The following is a 19,251-nucleotide window of genomic DNA, read 5'->3' as shown; positions in this document are numbered from 1 at the left end:
CGGATACCCCGCGCGCGGCGCATCCTGCCAGGTTTTGAGAAAAGGTGTTGGTTTTTGCCATGAATGTAGTCAATCTTGCCGCTTATCAATTTGTCTCGCTGGACGGTTTGCCGGCGCTCCAGGAGTATCTGCTCGAGCGTTGCACGACGCTGGGCCTGCGCGGCACCATCCTGCTTGCGCCCGAAGGCATCAACCTGTTCGTGGCCGGCGGGCGCGAGCCGGTCGAACAATTGCTGCTGAGCCTGCGTACCGCTGCAATTTTTGACGGTAAATTCGCCGACTTGCAGGTCAAGGAGAGTTTCTCCGAACATCAGCCGTTTCGGCGCATGCGTGTCAAACTCAAAAAAGAAATCATTACCATGCACGCACCGGCGATTCGTCCGCAGGCCGGTCGCGCGCCAGCGGTCGATGCACGCACGCTCAAAGGTTGGCTCGATCGCGGTCACGACGACGATGGACGCCCTGTGGTGTTGCTCGATACGCGCAACGCGTTCGAAGTCGACTTCGGCACGTTCGAAGGCGCGATCGATTACCGTATCGGCAAATTCAGCGAGTTTCCCGCGGCCGTGGCCGAGCATCGCGACGCGCTGACCGATAAAACCGTCGTGTCGTTTTGCACCGGCGGCATACGCTGCGAAAAAGCCGCGATCCATATGAGCAACCTCGGCATCGATCACGTCTACCAACTCGAAGGCGGAATCCTCAAGTACTTCGAGGAAGTGGGCGCGGCGCATTATCAAGGCGACTGTTTTGTTTTCGATGAACGCACCGCGCTCGACCCGGCACTCAAGCCGGCGGCACCAGCGGTGACCGCAGCGACGGACGTAGCGCTTGACTACGCGGCTAACGTCGCGGCTGAGCACGCGGCGAACATCGCAGCCGAAGCCAAGCGCTAGGCTCGGTCGACATGTCTTCGTCTTATTGCGGCCGTTTTGCGCCCTCGCCCACCGGCCCGCTGCATCTCGGTTCGTTGGTCAGCGCATTGGCCAGCTATCTCGACGCGCGTGCGCATCACGGGCGTTGGCTGATACGTATCGAAGACGTCGACACGCCGCGCACTCAACCGGGTGCGGCGGAGCATATCCTCAAGACATTGGCGCTTTACGGCATGGATGGCGACGCGCCGCCGCTTTGGCAAAGCACCCGCGATGCGGCCTACCAGGCTGCGCTAGAACGTCTGAGCGCGGATGGCTGGATCTATCCGTGCGGTTGCACGCGCAAGGAGATCGCCGATTCGCTGGTGGGCGGTCATGAGCGGCACGCCACGCTGGCTTATCCGGGAACCTGCCGCAACGGGTTGAACGGCCGGCCAGCGCGCGCGTGGCGGGTTCGCGTGCCGACCGCGAGTGGAGGAACTGACGCGGCCGAAGTCGCTGGAGCCGCTGGAGTGACGCTCGGCAGCGTGCCGGCAACACGAGAGCCTGAATTGACCTTTGTCGACCGTTGGCAAGGTCCGATTACGCAAAACCTGGCCACTGACGTGGGCGATTTCGTGCTCAAGCGCGCCGATGGGCTATGGGCTTATCAACTGGCGGTCGTGGTGGATGATGCCGACGCGCAGATCACGCATGTGGTCCGCGGGGCAGACTTGCTCGATTCGACACCGCGCCAGATCTATCTGCAACGTTTGCTTGCAATGGCAACGCCGACGTACTTGCATGTACCCGTGGTGCAAGCCGATACGGGCGAGAAACTCAGCAAACAGACCGGCGCGACGGCGCTCGACGCCAAGCAACCGCTGACCGAATTGAAAATTGCGGCGCGGCATCTGGGCCTGGAAATACAGGCGGACACACTCGAAGGGTTTTATCGAAACGCGTGCGCGGCCTGGGCCAGTGCTCGCGGTATTGCTTAGAAGATTGTGCAGAGGGTTGCTTGGAAGGGGCTAGCAAACCGCCCCAGTCATACTCGTTCTATGGCACTCGTTTTACGGCACCCGTTTTTACGCTGGGCTGTAGCGATGTGCCAACTGGCTTATGCCGGCTTGCGTGGAAAACCACCCAGCAGTGCCGCAACCTGACGCTTGGGCGCGGGCTTCTTGCTGCCATGAACGCCGTCGTTGACGGTATCGGCCGCACGACTGGTCTGCGACGGCACATACGGCTTCGAAAAGATTTCGTCTTCCACTTTATGCGGCGTAGCCCGCGCGTGACGCGTACGGTCACGATCCACCGGCGCGGCATATGCGCTGCGTGCCGGACGGCTGTCGTCCTCGTAGCGAGACCTGCTGCTTCCCGAAGAGCGGCCGCGCTCCCCTGACGCCGAGCTGCGTTCACGCAACGCAGACGGGTTGTCGACCACCAGCGTGCCGCGTTCAAGCGGACGCTTGATCAACGCTTCGATATCAGCCAATTGCTTGCGCTCGTTCGGGCAGCACAGCGAGAGCGCGTCGCCCGACGCACCTGCTCGTCCCGTGCGGCCGATCCGGTGCACATAGTCTTCTGCATTGAACGGCAGATCGAAATTGATCACGGCCGGCAGGTCGGAAATATCGATGCCGCGCGCCGCCACGTCGGTTGCGACCAGAGCAACCAGCTCGCCGCGCTTGAACGCTTCAAGCGCCTGCATCCGTTCGAGTTGCGACTTGTCGCCATGAATCGCCGAAGCGACGATGCCGTCGCGCTCGATTTGGCGTGCCAGACGACCCGCGCCGATCTTGCTGTTGCAAAACACGATCACTTGCTTCAGACCGCGTTCACGAATCAACTGCACCACCGCCGCCGTTTTGTCACCCTCGGAGACTTCGAAGACGATCTGCTTGACGTTGGTTGCGGTCGAATTGCGCACCGACGTCTCGATGGTGACGGGACTGCGCAAATAGCTGGACGAGAGCTTTTTGATCTCGTTGGAAAACGTCGCCGAAAACAGCAAGGTCTGGCGTTCCTTGGGCAACAGATTCAGGATGCGCTGCAAATCGGGCAGAAAGCCCATGTCCAGCATCCGATCTGCTTCGTCCAGCACCAGCATCTGCACTTGGCTCAAGGAGGTGTTTTTCTGCTGCACGTGGTCGAGCAGGCGGCCCGGCGTCGCGATCAGGATTTCAACGCCGCGCCGCAATTCAGCGGCCTGCGCGTTCATGTCGACTCCGCCGAACACGACAATGCTGCGTAGCGCAGTATGTTTGGCGTAATTGTGGACGTTGTCGGCGACCTGGTCAGCCAGCTCGCGGGTGGGTGTCAAGATCAGTGCGCGCACCGGATGGCGTGCCGGCGATGCGCTGCTGCTCGCCAGCGGCAACAGGCGCTGGATGATCGGCAGCGCGAAGCTGGCCGTCTTGCCGGTGCCGGTTTGCGCCGCGCCCATCATGTCACGGCCTGCCAGCACCACGGGAATCGCCTGCGCTTGAATCGGCGTGGGAATCGTGTAACCCGACTCCAGCACGGCTTTCAGAATATCGGGGTGTAGCCCGAACCCATCGAAATTGGTGGGGGCGGCTTCCACGGGCGTTTTGCTAACTGCCGCATCGAGGTCAGGAGCGGCGACACTTGCATCGGCTGGTAACGCGCTGGGCGTGCTGGTCGGCAAATCGACGGGAGAAACCGGTGTATCGGACATTGAACTTTCGCTTATAGGTCGGGGCTGCGGGGCAAACCCGCGCGGACTATCAGTCCGCCATGCTGAAACTTAGGCAGCCAGACCGAATTCGGGCGACTGCGACGGCCTGTTGATTCAGCGCCTTTGGGGATGGCGTGATAAATCGGAACCTGCTTATCACATAAGTTAGGGATTGTACCACCCTCACGCGATCGGATGGCACCGCCGACCCGTGCGTGTCGATCAGGCCGGTGTTGCACTGACAGTACTGACTGGCTTGACTTTGCTTGCCGCGGCTTTGGCACGCTCGCGCGCCTGCTCCACCGACACGCCCACGGCGAGCGCCACGCCCATGCGCCGCTTGCGGAAACTCTCGGGCTTGCCGAACAAGCGCAAGTCCGCGCGCGGTACCGCCAGCGCCTGCGCGACGCCTTCAAACGCAATTCCCGTTTCGTCCAGGCCGCCATAGATCACCGCCGAGGCACCCGGCTCGCGCAAAGCGGTATCGACCGGCAGGCCGAGGATAGCGCGCGCGTGCAGCTCGAACTCGGAGAGCCGTTGCGAGCACAAGGTCACCAATCCCGTGTCATGCGGACGCGGGCTGACCTCCGAAAACCACACCTCGTCGCCACGCACGAATAGTTCGACCCCGAACACGCCGCGCCCGCCCAACGCACGCGTAACCCTGTCGGCAATCTCACGCGAGCGATGCAGCGCCAACGCCGACATCGGTTGCGGTTGCCACGATTCGATGTAGTCGCCGTCCACTTGCAGATGGCCGATAGGCTCGCAGAAGGAAGTCGCCACGTCGCCGGTGGCCGGATCGATCGCGCGCACCGTCAGCAGCGTGATCTCGTAGTCGAAACGGATAAAGCCCTCGACAATTACGCGACCGCGATTCACGCGGCCGCCCGCAAGCGCGTAGTCCCATGCGCTGCGTACGTCGGCGGCACTGCGTATCACCGACTGGCCTTTGCCGGACGACGACATGACAGGCTTGACCACGCACGGATAGCCGATGCCGGCATCGATGGCGGCCTGCAATTCCTCATACGACTGCGCGAAGGCATAGGGCGAAGTGGCCACACCCAGTTCCTCGGCAGCCAATCGGCGTATGCCTTCGCGATTCATCGTCAGTTGGGTGGCGCGTGCGGTTGGGATCACTTCAGCCAGTTGGTCGGCTTCGATCTGCGCCAGCGCATCGGTTGCGATCGCCTCGATTTCCGGCACGATCAGATCCGGCCGCTCCTGTTCTACCAAGGCACGCAAGGCCGCCGGATCGGTCATGTCGATCACATGCGCACGGTGGGCGACCTGGTGGCCAGGCGCGTTGGCATAGCGATCCACCGCGATCACCTCGCAACCAAGGCGCTGCAAGGCGATGATGACCTCCTTGCCGAGCTCCCCGGCTCCGAGCAGCATCACGCGGGTCGCCGAAGCAGTGAGAGGGGTGCCGATTCGGGCTGAGTAGGTCATCGAGATCTCCTAAAGCAGGCTAACGGGTTGGCTCAACCGGACGATCCGATTGGGTCAGGGCCGCGATGTTAACATAGCAACTGCGATAGCAACTGCGATGGCAAACCTGATAGCAAGCGCGATAGCAAACCCGCGGGGGACGCACGGCAACCCATGCCATCCCCATCGCACACGCAATTTACCCCAGCAGCTTCACGATAGCCGCACGCTCGACTGTGCGCGCACCCGTCAATACAAAACCACGCAGCGTGCCTGTCTCATCGGTAAATAGCAGTTTAAGTCCCGCGTCCTCGGAAACGGCGATTTCCCACGTGCCGGCGACACCCGCCTTGGCCGGCTGTACCGAAACCGGATGAGCCGGCGTTTTGATGCTCACGGGCATATGAGGAAACGCGATCGCCGTAGGTGTGCCGGCCAGCGTCTGCGCGATTGCGCGCGCAGCGGTCATGATAGGCAGCACGTAAGGCAGGACTGCGCCTTCATATTCGGCACAATCGCCTAGCGCGTAGACATCCTCGTTGCTGGTTTTGCCCAGGGAATCGACCACGATCCCGCGGTTCACCGTCAGGCCTGCCTCACGTGCAAGCGCAGTGCGCGGGCGTAGGCCAACTGCCGACAAAACCAGATCCGTCGCCACGACGCTGCCGTCGGCCAGTGCCACGCGGTAGGCTCCGTCAGCACCGTCGGAGCCGTCGGCACGGTTGACCGCCTGCACGGTCGTGCCGAATCGCCACTCGACCCCGGCAGCCTGCAGAGCCGATTTGACGGCGAGGCCGGCCGATTCGGGCAGCAACGCGGTCAGTGGATGGCTCATCGGATCGACCACGGTGGGCGCGATGCCGGCCGCCAGCAAATCGTTGGCAAATTCGCAGCCGATCAAGCCGGCGCCGATGACCACCACCCGTTTGGCCGAGCTGACCTTCTTGCGAAAATGCGCATAATCGCCAAGATCATTGACGGACAGGATTTCATCCGCCGCGTCCCCGCCAAACGGCAGACGCACCACGTCGGCGCCCAGCGCCAGCACCAGCCGGCTGTAGTCATAGCGGCCCAGGCTCGTATCCACCTGGCGTTTGGCCACATCGATGCCACCCAGCTTGGCGCCCGCAAGCAGCGTCAAGTTGATTTGCTCGACCATGGTTGCGGCCGGGCTCGAAACAAGTTGCTCGGGCGTCTTCTTTTGCGCAAAAGCGTTGGACAACATCGGCTTCGAATAGAAGTCGCCGTTGTCCTGCGTGATCATGATGATTTGCGTGGTCTTGTCGTGCTTGCGGAATTCACGCGCTACGGTGTATCCGGCAAGTCCGCTGCCTACAATGATGACGGGTTCCATAAGCGATCTACAGTCTGAGAGAATAGGAAAAGTGCGAGGCCGTTTTCGACTTTAAAAAACGATTTTAGTAACGGGTTTGGAAACGGGTTTGAAAAAACAATCGGCGAGCGCATTATCCGCTGCTCGCCGAATCCCGCCATGGGGTATTACTCGATGCGCAATAAGAGCCGAGGGGCCAGGGTCCCCGATGTGACCCTGCTCAAGCTCCGCGCTCAGGCACGATGATACCGTGCCGCTCAGGCCACCTGAACCATTTCGAAGTCGGACTTCGCCACGCCGCAATCAGGGCACTCCCAATCGTCGGGGATGTCTTCCCATCGCGTGCCGGCAGCGATACCTTCTTCCGGCAAGCCCTTGGATTCGTCATAAATAAAACCGCACACGATACATTCCCACGTTTTCATCAAATCACTCCGTCATTTCATTTCAAGGTTGGTTGCTGCTCGCGGCCAAGGCGCGCACGGCACTCGGCTCCTAGGCATCAGACACTAACTTTTTCGAGTACCGCACGATAATTGTTGGCATGCCGCTCTTCCACTTTGGCGAGCGCGGCAAAACGCTTGGCCGCTTTGGCTAGCGTAGCTTGAAACCGCTCGGCGTGCTCTTTCGATTCGACGATCTGCTCGTCGATCTCCTTGAGCGCAGCCTCGTTGCCCTCGGCTTCCGCCGTCTTGCGAAACCCCGGATACATCTCGGTGTATTCGTACGTCTCGCCGTCGATCGCTATTTGCAGCGATTTCGCAGGCGTCATTTCGGCCGCCGGGTAGAGCAAGTCGAGGTGCCCAAAAGCATGCAGGAGTTCCTGATCGGCCGTTTCCTCGAAGGTGCGTGCCGTCTCTTCGTCACCGACGGCGCGCGCCAGCTTGGCAAAATAACGGTATTTGACGTGGGCCATCGATTCGCCGGCGAATGCCGATTCGAGGTTTTGTAGCGTCTTGATTTCCGGACGTTGCATGGTGAATTCCTGGATGCGTTAAAAAGCGAGGGTTTAGAGTCAGTACTCGCAATGTAACGACTATCAAAAATTTCATCCAATAGATTTACTGCATAGGCCTGATTGATTTCGCAAGTCGTCCGATCAGTCGATGCCTTCGGACACGGTTGTGCCGCTCAATCTGTCCAGCCAGTCAATCCAGCGGAGCGAACCGCGGCACTTGTTGACCATCCACCTCGACCATTTCGAAGAAAACCGTCGATGGCCGGGTCCAGATCCGGCCATCGTAGGCACGATAGACGATCATCGTGACAGACGGGTCGGATTCCAGCGTGGCTTCGCAGACAAATTCGTAGATGCCGCCTTTGTAGTGCTTGTAGCGCATGAGCAGGGTGCTTTAAAAGTCGCCGCGGGGTGCATCGGGAATCGGCTCGATGCGTCCGAGGACGAAGACGAATGAAATAATACCGAGGACCAAGCCAACCCCCGCAACCAGGAACGCGTTGGTGAACGACTGCGTGTAGCCAACGATATAACCGGTCACGATGGGCGCCGCAACGCCCATCAGGTTGTTGGCGAAGTTCATGATACCGCCGACCGTAGCCGTGCCCCCGGTCGGCGCGATCAGTGAAGGTATCGACCAGCCGACCGGGGCGGCCGCCGCCAGCCCCGAGAGCGCCACCGAAATCCACACGATCGCCCAGTGCGGATCCTGGGTCAACGTTGCGCCAAACACGGCGAGTCCGAACAGCATACCGACGACCAGCACGCTCTTGCGCACGCGCGTCTCATCAACGCCACGTCCGATCAGCTGGTCGATCAGCCAGCCGCCCACCAACAAATCGGCGAGCGTCGCACATACCCATGGAATCGCCGCGTAGCTGGCCGATTTGAGGATGCTCATGTGCATGGTCTGCACCAGGTAACCGGGCAGCCAGGTCAAAAATAGATAAAAGGAATAACCGTAAGCGGCAAAACCGATCGTGAGCCCCCACACTTTGCGGTTCTTCAGCAAGTAAGCGAGCATGCCTAGCGAATTCGTCGCGCTATTGCCCTCCTGGGTCGCGCCGCCGGCTCGGATATAGTCGCGTTCGGCGTCGCTGAGTTTGCGGTCTTCGCTCGGATCGCGGTAGAAAACATAAAACGCGACGAAATACGCGAGGCTCAGGATCGCTGTGACGGCAAATCCCCAGCGCCAGCCTAGTCCCACTACCGCCAACGCGACAAGTGGCACGCCGATGACATTGGAAAACTTGGCGGCGGCATCGAACAACGCCGTCGCCAGCGCGCGTTCCTGACGCGGAAACCAGTAGCCCGTGGCTTTCGAGCTTGCCGGAAAGCCCGGCGCTTCGGCCACGCCAAGCAGCACGCGCGCAGCAAAGATGCCGCCGAAGCCACCGGCCAGCGCCGTAATGATCGACGCGACACCCCACAGGAACGCACCCCACCGCCCCACCCGCTTCACGCCGAAACGATCGAGCAGCAAGCCCGTCGGAATTTGCAGCATCGCATAGGACCAGAAAAATGCACTGAACAGCAGGCCCAATTGACCGGGCGACAGGTGAAATGCTTCCTGCAGTTGCGGTCCCGCCACCGATAGGTTGATCCGGTCGAAATAGTTGATCAGCACGCCCACACCCAGCAACGCGCCGATCCCCCAACGGCGTCTTGGAATGCGCTTCGCGCTGCTCGCTGGCGTACTAGCGTAGGTGTCGCTCATGCTGTCTCCTGTTTATTTTTCTGTTTTGTTTTTCTACGTGCGGACACGCAAAGCCGTCACCACCTGATTCACGATTTCTTCGGGAGAGTGTTCGATATTCACGGTGAGCGCATCTTCGTCGGCCTGGGGCACTTCCAGGTCGTGGAACTGGCTATCGAGCAAGGTGACCGGCATGAAGTGGTGAGTCCGGCTGGCCATGCGGGCCTCGATCACGGCGCGCTCGCCGTGCAGATAGACAAATACGAGTTGCGGATCGCCCTGCCTCAAGACGTCTCGATAACGACGTTTCAGCGCCGAACACGACAGCACGATGTGTCGGCCCTGCGCACGCGCTTGGGCCAGGCGTTCGCTCAGATTCGCGAGCCAGCCGGCTCGATTCTCATCGGTCAAAGCGATGCCGGCGGACATGCGCGCGATGTTCTCGGCACTGTGAAAGGCGTCGCCCTCCAGCGACTCGAATCCCAGGGCGGCGGCCAGTTGCGTGCCGATCAGGCTCTTGCCACACCCGGATACCCCCATGACCACGAGGTTCGGTGCACCGACTGGCGTTGTGGGGTCGTTATGCCCGGTGACAGCATTCATTGCGTTACCTTCATTACGTGCCTGTACGCAAATTCGCCCTGCATTCGGCGTAGATTCAGCCCGAATGCAGCGCAGATTCCGCTTCATTCAACTCAGGCTCAGCTTAGATCCAACTCGGACCCCGCTTAGACCTCGATTCGAGGCGAAATGTTAGCGCTATCTTTCGTTCTTGACTATCAAGGTTAACTACTACCGCGTGCTTGCAAGACAAAGCCCAGATCGCGCTGCCGCTCGCTGAGGGTCGCGCCATCCATCATTTCGATCAGCATACGCGCCGCCTCGACGCCGATCCGATGCCGCGGGGTAGCAATCGATGTGAGCGGCGGACAAGTCCAGGCCGACGCTTCAAGATCGTTGAAGCCCGCAATGGCCAGCCGCTGCGGCACCGCAAGACCATTGCGCTGGCAATGAAACAAGACCCCCAACGCCAGATCGTCGTTGCAACAAAAGACGGCATCGCAGTCGGGACGCTCGGCGAGCAGCCTTGCCGCCATCTGCGCACCGAGCCCTACAGACGACGGCGCAGGGTTCAGGTACTCGAGCCCTGCGTCGTAGCATCCAGCCGCCTGTAGCGCCACTCGGTAACCCGCAGCTCGCTTCATCACGCGCTCATCGAGTTGAGCCGCCAGATAGGCGATGCGGCGATAGCCTCGCGCCAGCAAATGCTGCGTCACGCTGCGTCCGGCATCGATTTGAGACAATCCAACGCACGCACGCCCGTCGTCGGTTAAATCCATCATGTAGACCGTAGGCAGGCCCAGGCGCTCGAGATACTTGCGTATCGTCTCGGGTTGTCCCAAGCCGGTCAGCAAGATACCGTCCGGGGCGTGCTCCAGATACGTGCGCAATAAGCGCGCTTCCTCTTCGGTGTTGTAACCGGTGTTGCCTATCAGGACCTGGTAGCCCAGCGGATGCAACACCTCGTGTATGCCGGCGAGCGTTTCGATAAACACCGTGTTCGATAGCGAAGGCACGAGCGCCACTACAGTACGGGAACGAGCCGACGCCAGCGAGCGCGCCGAACGGTTGGGCACGTAGCCGAGTTCGTCGACCGCGCTCAGAATACGCGCGCGTAACGCCTGGGAGACCTTATCCGGATTATGTAGCGCCCGCGAGACGGTAATCGCGCTGACACCCAATTGCTCGGCGACCTGGTGCAAGGTGATGCCGTCGTTGGCACGCAAGCGCTGTTTGCGAGGCATGGCAGGACTCGCTCCTGGAAAATGACGGGGACCTAAGGGAATGTCCGCGAAGATGCGGTATCGACAGTTTAGCGTGAGCGCCCGCCGCGCGAATTCAAGCCACTAAACAAGCCGCTAAAGCCGGGGAAATTGTCTTACGAATAAAAAAAGCGCCCGAAGGCGCTTTTTCTACAACAGCTGTTTAAACAACAGCTTAGAACTTGTGACGCAGACCCACGCGAACCACACCTTCGTGGTTGTTGGTCGAGCCACTCAGCGTATTGATAGATGCAGTAGCGCGGGTGCCCGTCGAGTCGACACCCGAAGCGAGTTGATAAACGCCCAGGATATAGACATCGGTACGCTTGGACAACGCGTAGTCGGTCGACAAGCTGAACTGGCTGTAATGCACGCCACCCGTGTTGTTCGTGCCGGTAGCGGCGAGCGGCGCACCACTAAACTGCACGCTGGTGCCTTTGGTGTACGAATACGCACCGCCAGTCTGCAAGGCCGGCGTCCAGTGCCACGTGAAGTTCGCTTCCAGCGAGTTAAAGATCGCCGAGCCTACACCGTTGCCAGCCGGGACGCCCGCTGTGGCGCTGATTGCCGACAAGCCGCTGTTCAGGTTCGAGAACTTAACGTTCGAGTAGATCAAACCGAAGTTAGCCGGACCCAGTGCATAAGTACCACCGGCCGCAACGCTTTGGAACGAGTTCGCATTCACGTAGCCGCCGTACATCGGGCTGCTGATGGTCGTGACGCTGCTAGCCGCGGTGCCGATCGTGCTTGCGCCAATCGCGCCGTTGCTGAAGTACGAAACGTTGGGCTGGTTGACGTGCAAGATCGCAGCAGCCAATGCAAACGGGCCGTTCGCGTAACCGACACCACCCGAATACACCGAGTTGCGGGTGATTTCACCTGCTACACCACCGAGGCTATACACGCCTTCGAACGACAGGCCGTTGAAGTTCGGGCTGGTGTACTTGATCGTGTTGTTGATACGTTGACCGTTGTTAGCGTTGTCCACGTCACCCGGCAGTGCCGAGTAGGCCGAACCGATCTGGTCAGCGAAAATCATCGGGCCGATGAAGTCAACCACTGAGTCGTACTGGCGACCCATGGTTACCGTACCCAGTTGCGCGCTGCTCAAGCCGACATAAGCTTGACGACCGAATTCAAGACCGCCTTGGCCGAAGCCGCCGGTGTTGATGTTGGCACCGTTTTCCAATTGGAACACGGCTTTCAGGCCGCCACCCAGATCTTCAGTACCCTTCAAACCCCAACGGCTACCGTTCAGGCCCGACAACGAATCAAACGCAATCTTTTTGCCACCGACGTTAGGACTAGCAGCCGTATTGGCGCCGCTGGTTTTTTGGCTGCTCTCATACACTGCAGCTTCGTCGATAATACCGTACAGAGTAACGCTGCTTTGCGCATGTGCGACGCTAGCGAACGCGCTCAGAGCTGCTAGAGCGAGAAGCGACTTTTTCATCGAATGATCTCCAATCAATTGTGTCGTTTAGTTTTTTCCGTAACAAGGCTACTAGCCATAATTCCTTGCTAACGCGACTTCGCGAGAAGTTCGAGTGAACGATACCAAACGTGACTGGTTTATCCCAGTATTCCGTACGTTTTCCGCACTGCCCCGTTGTGAAAGCGCCACATCACCGGCTGCCCCCATGATTACCCTTATCCCAGTCGCAACACGGGCTTGAAAAATTGGCTTAAACCCTTATTTTGTAAGGACATTGCGTGCTTATTCGGGGTCCGAAATTGGCTGGCGCATTTAATTTTCTTGCCCGTGCGGAAGTCAGCCAAATTGCCTATGTCGGACTACTCTCGATTCCCGCGTGGCAAGAAAACGTGACACGCTGCCGAGCGTAAACCCTAGCAAGAAAAACCGCGTGTCACGACGATGCTTATCAAGCGTTCACGCTCGAAACATCGCGCCGACGATGCGTGTCTTTACGGTGCGCCGGCGAACCGTAACAGTGCATGTCGCTGTGCATTCGGACTAAGCTCGCTAAATGCCCGGAAAGCGGACACCGTCGATGCAACTTCGACGGCCGGGCATTGAGCGAACTCAAAGGAGATCGGATTGAATCCGAGATTGATTTATGCGGATTTGCGGCAGGTCATGAAATATTGCGAACTCATCCACCACGGACTGAGCGCAACCGGGCTGTGATAAACACGGTCGATTGGAAATCGTTCATTAATGGTCTTTCGCAAATCTCTGAAATCAAAGCCCTTGTGAGTAGGACGGGGATTCTCCGGACGGGGCACCGAAATACCGGCAGCCGATTTCAATATTTCGGCGAAGCTATATTCAGTCTTCAGTTTGCGACTGCGCACCATCCAGTTCAGTACCTTGGGAACGACCGCCAGGCCGTACATGATGGGCACCGAGATGATGAGCGTGCCGCCGGGCTTCAAGACCCGGTCGACGTCGCTGAGCAGGCCAGCGATCTCGTGCGCGTAGAGATGCTCGCAAACCTCGAAGGCGGTCAGCACGTCGACGCTACGGGGCGCCAGCGAGTCGAGCGACTCGACGTACCTGACCTCGGGATACTGACCCTCCATGAACGGTTCGTGGCCGATCAAGCATATGTCTGGCCTGGACTCGCCCAAGGTGTGCAGGAACAGGCCCGGACCGGAGCCAAAATCGACCACTGTCCCCGATGGCCCGCAGAACTCCATCACCAGCTTCAACGCCAAGGCCATGCGCTCTCGATGCGCAAAGCGAGCCAACGGATTGCTGGATTCTGTCGTTTGCTGAATATATGAGATATCACGCACCAAGGCACCCCCCGTGACGATGAAATAAGTGTGCGAGCTAATTTCGCCCAATATCGATTAGCGGCCTGCTCAGCGATATTGCCGGGAGCTATCTGGCGATGCAATTGTTCTTTGTAGTGCCGGATTGCCAAAACACTGCTCGATACGGCCATGGTCCTGCTGGCGGGGGCAAACGGGGTCGCGTGACGCAAAAGAAAAGCCCTACGGGATGGAGATCCCATAGGGCTTCGTCTTGATTGGTGGGCCCGGTCGGACTTGAACCGACGACCAAAGGATTATGAGTCCTCTGCTCTAACCAACTGAGCTACAGGCCCGATCTATCAGGCGGCAATGCCGCCTGCCGTTACCGTGCGAACCCACCGCACGGTAACTTGGGTTTGCCTGTACCTCAATTACCTTCGAGGAACGATTTCAGCTTGTCTGAACGGCTGGGATGACGCAACTTGCGCAGTGCCTTGGCTTCGATCTGACGGATCCGTTCGCGGGTTACATCGAACTGCTTGCCGACTTCTTCAAGCGTGTGATCCGTGCTCATTTCGATACCAAAACGCATCCGCAGCACCTTTGCCTCGCGCGGCGTCAAGGAATCCAGCACGTCTTTCACGACATCGCGCATGCTGGCATGCAGTGCCGCATCCGACGGCGCAACGGTATTGGTGTCTTCGATGAAATCGCCCAGATGCGAATCGTCGTCGTCGCCAATCGGTGTTTCCATCGAAATCGGCTCTTTCGCAATCTTCATGATCTTGCGAATCTTGTCTTCCGGCATCTCCATCTTTTCGGCCAACGTCGCCGGATCGGGCTCAAGGCCCGTTTCCTGAAGAATTTGGCGCGAGATCCGATTCATCTTGTTGATGGTTTCGATCATGTGGACGGGAATCCGGATAGTGCGTGCCTGGTCCGCGATCGAACGCGTAATCGCCTGGCGTATCCACCATGTCGCATACGTCGAGAACTTGTACCCGCGACGGTATTCGAACTTGTCCACCGCTTTCATCAAGCCGATATTGCCTTCCTGGATCAAGTCGAGGAACTGCAAGCCGCGGTTCGTATACTTCTTCGCAATCGAGATCACCAGACGCAGATTGGCCTCGGTCATTTCACGCTTGGCCTGGCGCGCCTTCAATTCACCGGCCGCCATCCGACGGTTGGTTTCCTTCAAATCCTTGAGCGGCAGCACCACGCGAGCCTGCAAATCGATCAGCTTTTGCTGCTGCTCTTGAACCGCCGGCGTATTGCGGATCAGCACCGCGCTATAAGCGTGGTTTTCGTCGCAAATCTTGACGGCCCAGTCGAGATTGGTTTCATTACCCGGGAAACGGGTAATGAACTCGCCACGCGGCATGCCGCATTTGTCGACGACCGTATGCAGAATTTGACGCTCGACCTGACGCACCTCATCGACCTGCGCACGCAATGTATCGCACAAACGCTCGACTGTACGGGCCGTGAAGCGAATCGACATCAATTCCGACTGTATCGATTCCTGCGCTTTCAGGTAGGCCTTCGACTTATAGCCTTCCTTCTCGTAGGCGCGGCGCATCTTGTCGAACCATTCGCTAATCTGTGCGAAGCGCTCCAGCGCATCGCGCTTGAGCTGTTCGAGCTGGGCAGCATTGGCCGACGCGGCGGCAGCGCCGTCATCGTCCTCTTCCTCTTCTACCGGTTCCGATTCGACCTCTTCGACCACTTCCGCTTCGATTTCCTCGGCTTGCGCCGCATTGAAACCGTCGGTGTCCGCGGCGTTCGGATCGATCAGGCCATCGACCAGTTCGTCGATACGAATTTCTTCGCCAGCAACGCGCTCAGCCATCGCAAGAATGTCGGCGATCGTCGTCGGGCAGGCGGAGATAGCCTGCACCATGTGCTTCAGGCCTTCTTCGATCCGCTTGGCGATCTCGATTTCGCCTTCGCGCGTCAACAGTTCGACCGTACCCATCTCGCGCATGTACATGCGCACCGGATCGGTGGTCCGACCGAATTCCGAATCGACCGTCGACAAAGCCACTTCGGCTTCTTCTTCGACTTCATCATCGCTGGTTGCGGCCGGTGCGTTGTCGTTGAGCAGCAGCGTCTCGGCGTCGGGAGCCTGCTCGTAGACAGCCACGCCCATGTCATTGAACGTGCTGATGATGCTTTCGATCGCTTCGGTTTCGGCGAAATTATCCGGCAAGTGATCGTTGATTTCGGCATACGTCAGGAAGCCGCGCTCTTTGCCGAGCTTGATCAACGCGCGCAACTTGGCACGCCGTTCCTCGAGCTCTTCGGCGGTACCCGGCTGGTGCGACGCGAACGCGTCCTTGAGCAGGGCTTTTTCCTTGGCGCGACGGTCCCGGGCTTTCAACTTTTCCACCTTGACAGGCACTTCCGGCACTGCGGCTTGCGCAGGTTCGGTGACGGGAGCCGTTTCCCCGACAGGTACTTCGTTCAACTGTTTCTTCATGGAACTCGCCGTAGCGGCTTTGATTTCGACACGCTGACTTTCGACTTCAACTTCAGCGGCCTCAGCCTTGGGTACTTTACTGGAGCGTGCGGCTGTCCCGGAGGCAGCCGCGGCTTCTTTCACTTGCTTTACGGTGCTGCTTGCAGCACCCTTCACGACGCCACGCTTGTCGGTACCTGTGATCGCAGCTTCGGACGCTATCTTGACAGCTTGAGCTGACTTGGCGACCGATTTGCCCGCAGGCTGTGCAGCGACCTTGGCAGGCCCTTTGGCCCCCTTGGCGGTTACCGCAACCGTGGTTTTGTCTTGCTTACCTGCTTCCTGGCCATACTCGGAAACAGTCGTTTTCGCCCCTTTTTGGTCGATCCGAACAGTCTTGGCGGCCGTTACGGCCTTCTTCTGTCCTTCAGACGTCTTGCCTACCGCTGCCTTGCCGCTCGTAGTCTTTGCCATCCTGATCTCGCCCTTTACAGAAAACGAAACGCTGAAAACCTTCAATTATATCACGCGAGGCCGCTCGAACTGGAAGGCGTCGCCAGCTGCTTCTTTAATTCCGCTGCTCGGCGCGACAATTCCGTGAATTCGGCGGTTTCTTCCGGTTCGAGCCGCGCCTGCCTGGACAGCCGTTCGAGCCGCTCGCACCAAGCGTCGTAGCGCAGCCGGGCAATCGCGGCGCGCAGCTCTTCGGCCGCCACGCGCTCCTGCTCCTCGTGGCGCAGCGTATCAGCTTCAATGTCCGGGTCGTGCAACATCACGTCCCGGACATTTTCATCATAGACCAGAATTTCGCGAAAAATTTCCTCGTACGACGGCGCGTTCGGCGACGCCCGCAGCGAAGTCGACAACACGGTAAATTTTGCAGCGTCCCCAAGCGCGCGGGCATGGACCAACACTTCCTCGAACAACTCGCGATTGCGTGCGACTTCCATCAGCGTCGCTTCGTCCTCGGCGTTCAAGGTCTGCGCTATACGCGGGAACATCACCAGATTGCGCAATGCGCGCTGCTCGTTACCGGTTACGCGGCGCCGGTCGCTCTTGGCAGGCGCCGCGCGCTGCGGTGCGATCGCGCGGCCGGTGACTTCGCACAATGCCGCGACCTCCTCGAAAGGGGTAGCCAGCCGGTCGGCCAACATATGCAAAATCTGCACCCGCAACGCATTGGCCGGCAGCGCCTGTATCAGCGGTTTGGCGTCGAACAGGGCCTTGGCCCGCCCCTCCGGCTGGTCGAGTTGCTTACCCGCGGCGATTTCATTAAGCAAAAACTGCGACAACGGCTGCGCGCGCTCGACGGCCTGGGCAAAGGCGTCAGCCCCCTGCTCGCGAATATAGCTATCGGGGTCGTGCTCGGTCGGCAAAAATAAAAACCTCACCGTCCGGTTATCTGCCGCATGCGGCAGACAGGCATCCAGTGCACGCCGCGCCGCCTTGCGGCCGGCATTATCACCGTCGAAGCTGAAAATCACCGTATCGGTCTGACGGAACAACTTTTGGACATGCACCGGCGTGCAGGCCGTGCCCAGTGTCGCCACCGCGTTTGGAAACCCCAACTGCGCCAGCGCAACCACGTCCATATAGCCTTCGACCACCAGCGCATAACCTTTTTCGCGAATCGCAAGACGCGCTTCGAACAGGCCGTAAAGCTCGCTGCCCTTACTAAATAGGGGTGTTTCGGGCGAATTCAAGTATTTGGGCTCGCCGCTGTCCAGCACCCGTCCGCCGAAGCCAATCACCTGGCCTTTGACGTTGCGGATCGGGAACATGATGCGATCGCGAAAACGATCGTAACGCCGCGGCTGTCCCTGGGAATCGGTCTTGTCGCTGGTAATCAGCAGGCCGGCCTCGACCAGCGCGTCGTCGCGATAGTTGTCGAATACCGCTTCGAGGTTCTGCCAGCCCTCGGGCGCATAGCCCAGCCCGAAATGGAGAGCAATTTCACCGGTCAGGCCGCGCCGCTTCAGATAATCGACCGCGTTGGCCGCGCCCCGCAGTTGCTTGCGATAGTAATCGCAGGCAACTCGCATCGCGTCGCTCAGCGCGGGCGAGGCCGGTGCACGCGGGCTACCGCCCACGCCGCTGCCCCCGCCGAACTGCCCCGACGGCGCCTCGTGCGGCACTGTCATGCCCACCGATTGAGCCAGATCGTTGACCGCTTCGGGAAAGGTCACGCCGGTGTGTTCCATCAGGAAACTGATCGCGGTGCCGTGCGCACCGCAGCCAAAGCAATGGTAGAACTGCTTGGTCGGACTGACCGTGAACGACGGGCTTTTTTCGTTATGGAAGGGGCACAACCCCATGAAATTCGCGCCGCCTTTTTTGAGTTGGACGAACCGGCCCACGACATCGACGATGTCGACCCGGTTCAACAGGTCCTGTAAAAAGGCGTGCGGAATCATCAGCGCGCGTCGACCTTATTTGGCACCGGACAGCGCAGCTTTGACCTGCGCCGAAACCGCGGTCATATCGGCACGCCCGGCCAACTGAGCCTTGAGCACCGCCATCACGCGGCCCATTTCCTGCGCGCCTGTCGCCCCCGTCTGCTCCACCGCCGCCTTGACCGCCGCGGCGACTTCCTCCGCCGACAACTGCTGCGGCATGTAGGCTTGCAATACCACGATCTCGGCGGCTTCCTTGTCGGCGAGGTCGTGGCGGTTGGCCGCCTGGAACTGGCTGATCGAATCCTTGCGCTGCTTGATCAGCTTGTCTGTGATCGCGACCACCGCCGCGTCGTCCAGCACGATGCGTTCGTCGACTTCCCGTTGCTTGAGCGCTGCCAGCAACAGCCGGATCGTGCCAAGGCGCTCGGTATCTTTGGCGCGCATGGCATTTTTCATATCTTCGGTAATGCGTTCTTTGAGGCTCATCGACAACGTCCTGAATTTCAGTGGGTCTTTAGAGGCGCCGGAGCGCGCTTGCGCGCCAGGCCAGACAAAAAACCCGCTGGGGGACAACGGTCCCAAAGCGGGTTTACTTCAGCGGATTTGCTCCATCGAGTTCGCTCCAACGCGCGACCGCCGGACGAGCTGTGTCAGAATCTGGCTTGTTGAAAACTACCGTGCCAACTATCGCGCGCAGGCGCGCCGCGTTGGGTTGCACGGTGACATGAGTCATATCGGGCGACGCACGGGAATGTCTGATGTAATCCCCCGGATAATATCACGCCCGGCGCTACGTTTGAATTCGTCAGGCGAATTTGCGGCGGCGCCCCCGGCCCCGTTGTTCGAACGCCGTTATGAGGCCGGTCGTTAGCCC

General features: G+C 59.6%; 16 protein-coding genes and 1 tRNA gene. 2 read left to right on the top strand and 15 right to left on the bottom strand.

Annotated features, from left to right (window positions below; translation table 11 throughout):
* The first annotated feature begins 59 nt into the window (after positions 1 to 59).
* The gene (locus GSQ77_RS08745) at positions 60 to 896 is read left to right on the top strand and encodes a sulfurtransferase (RefSeq protein WP_158901117.1); all 837 of its coding nucleotides are present in this window, start codon (positions 60 to 62) and stop codon (positions 894 to 896) included.
* An 11-nt stretch (positions 897 to 907) separates the two neighbouring features.
* The gene (gene gluQRS, locus GSQ77_RS08740) at positions 908 to 1,855 is read left to right on the top strand and encodes a tRNA glutamyl-Q(34) synthetase GluQRS (RefSeq protein ID WP_158901115.1); all 948 of its coding nucleotides are present in this window, start codon (positions 908 to 910) and stop codon (positions 1,853 to 1,855) included.
* Positions 1,856 to 1,974: 119 nt separating this feature from the next.
* Here gluQRS and GSQ77_RS08735 read toward each other — a convergent pair whose 3' ends face one another.
* The 15 genes from GSQ77_RS08735 to GSQ77_RS08665 form a co-directional block, all read right to left on the bottom strand.
* Positions 1,975 to 3,555 (bottom strand): DEAD/DEAH box helicase, encoded by a 1,581-nt coding sequence (locus tag GSQ77_RS08735; protein WP_158901113.1) that lies wholly within the window; start codon positions 3,553 to 3,555, stop codon positions 1,975 to 1,977.
* Between the two features lie 222 nt (positions 3,556 to 3,777).
* Positions 3,778 to 5,010 carry a formate-dependent phosphoribosylglycinamide formyltransferase gene (purT, locus tag GSQ77_RS08730; RefSeq protein ID WP_158901111.1) on the bottom strand — a complete coding sequence of 411 codons (1,233 nt, stop codon included), beginning with the start codon at positions 5,008 to 5,010 and terminating at the stop codon, positions 3,778 to 3,780.
* A gap of 178 nt (positions 5,011 to 5,188) precedes the next feature.
* A complete protein-coding gene (locus tag GSQ77_RS08725; RefSeq protein ID WP_158901109.1) occupies positions 5,189 to 6,343 on the bottom strand; it encodes an FAD-dependent oxidoreductase in 1,155 nt (384 codons plus the stop codon).
* 236 nt (positions 6,344 to 6,579) lie between these two features.
* Positions 6,580 to 6,747 carry a rubredoxin gene (locus tag GSQ77_RS08720; protein ID WP_158901107.1) on the bottom strand — a complete coding sequence of 56 codons (168 nt, stop codon included), beginning with the start codon at positions 6,745 to 6,747 and terminating at the stop codon, positions 6,580 to 6,582.
* Positions 6,748 to 6,824: 77 nt separating this feature from the next.
* Positions 6,825 to 7,298: a rubrerythrin family protein gene (locus GSQ77_RS08715; RefSeq protein ID WP_158901104.1), complete on the bottom strand. Its 474-nt coding sequence runs from the start codon at positions 7,296 to 7,298 to the stop codon at positions 6,825 to 6,827.
* Between the two features lie 172 nt (positions 7,299 to 7,470).
* Positions 7,471 to 7,662, bottom strand: a complete 192-nt coding sequence (locus tag GSQ77_RS08710; RefSeq protein ID WP_174246415.1) for a DUF1653 domain-containing protein — start codon at positions 7,660 to 7,662, stop codon at positions 7,471 to 7,473.
* Positions 7,663 to 7,674: 12 nt separating this feature from the next.
* A complete protein-coding gene (locus tag GSQ77_RS08705; RefSeq protein ID WP_158901102.1) occupies positions 7,675 to 8,997 on the bottom strand; it encodes an MFS transporter in 1,323 nt (440 codons plus the stop codon).
* A gap of 33 nt (positions 8,998 to 9,030) precedes the next feature.
* Positions 9,031 to 9,579 carry a gluconokinase gene (locus GSQ77_RS08700; protein ID WP_254067528.1) on the bottom strand — a complete coding sequence of 183 codons (549 nt, stop codon included), beginning with the start codon at positions 9,577 to 9,579 and terminating at the stop codon, positions 9,031 to 9,033.
* A gap of 182 nt (positions 9,580 to 9,761) precedes the next feature.
* Complete coding sequence (locus tag GSQ77_RS08695) at positions 9,762 to 10,781, bottom strand: LacI family DNA-binding transcriptional regulator (RefSeq protein ID WP_158901100.1); 1,020 nt, start codon at positions 10,779 to 10,781, stop codon at positions 9,762 to 9,764.
* 193 nt (positions 10,782 to 10,974) lie between these two features.
* Positions 10,975 to 12,252 (bottom strand): porin, encoded by a 1,278-nt coding sequence (locus GSQ77_RS08690; protein WP_158901098.1) that lies wholly within the window; start codon positions 12,250 to 12,252, stop codon positions 10,975 to 10,977.
* A gap of 623 nt (positions 12,253 to 12,875) precedes the next feature.
* The gene (locus tag GSQ77_RS08685; RefSeq protein WP_254067527.1) at positions 12,876 to 13,559 is read right to left on the bottom strand and encodes a bifunctional 2-polyprenyl-6-hydroxyphenol methylase/3-demethylubiquinol 3-O-methyltransferase UbiG; all 684 of its coding nucleotides are present in this window, start codon (positions 13,557 to 13,559) and stop codon (positions 12,876 to 12,878) included.
* Positions 13,560 to 13,796: 237 nt separating this feature from the next.
* A tRNA-Ile gene (locus tag GSQ77_RS08680) sits at positions 13,797 to 13,873 on the bottom strand.
* A gap of 74 nt (positions 13,874 to 13,947) precedes the next feature.
* Positions 13,948 to 16,455, bottom strand: coding sequence for an RNA polymerase sigma factor RpoD (rpoD, locus tag GSQ77_RS08675; protein WP_158901096.1), 2,508 nt, complete (start codon positions 16,453 to 16,455; stop codon positions 13,948 to 13,950).
* Positions 16,456 to 16,505: 50 nt separating this feature from the next.
* Positions 16,506 to 18,395, bottom strand: a complete 1,890-nt coding sequence (dnaG, locus tag GSQ77_RS08670; RefSeq protein ID WP_158901094.1) for a DNA primase — start codon at positions 18,393 to 18,395, stop codon at positions 16,506 to 16,508.
* A gap of 15 nt (positions 18,396 to 18,410) precedes the next feature.
* Complete coding sequence (locus GSQ77_RS08665; protein ID WP_158901092.1) at positions 18,411 to 18,863, bottom strand: GatB/YqeY domain-containing protein; 453 nt, start codon at positions 18,861 to 18,863, stop codon at positions 18,411 to 18,413.
* Between the last annotated feature and the right edge of the window lie 388 nt (positions 18,864 to 19,251).

Source organism: Burkholderia sp. L27(2015) (genome assembly GCF_009765705.1).
In the GTDB taxonomy this organism is placed as follows: Bacteria; Pseudomonadota; Gammaproteobacteria; order Burkholderiales; family Burkholderiaceae; genus LMUX01.
The sequence above is the reverse complement of the archived record's forward strand: the minus strand, read 5'-3'. Positions and strand labels throughout refer to the sequence as shown.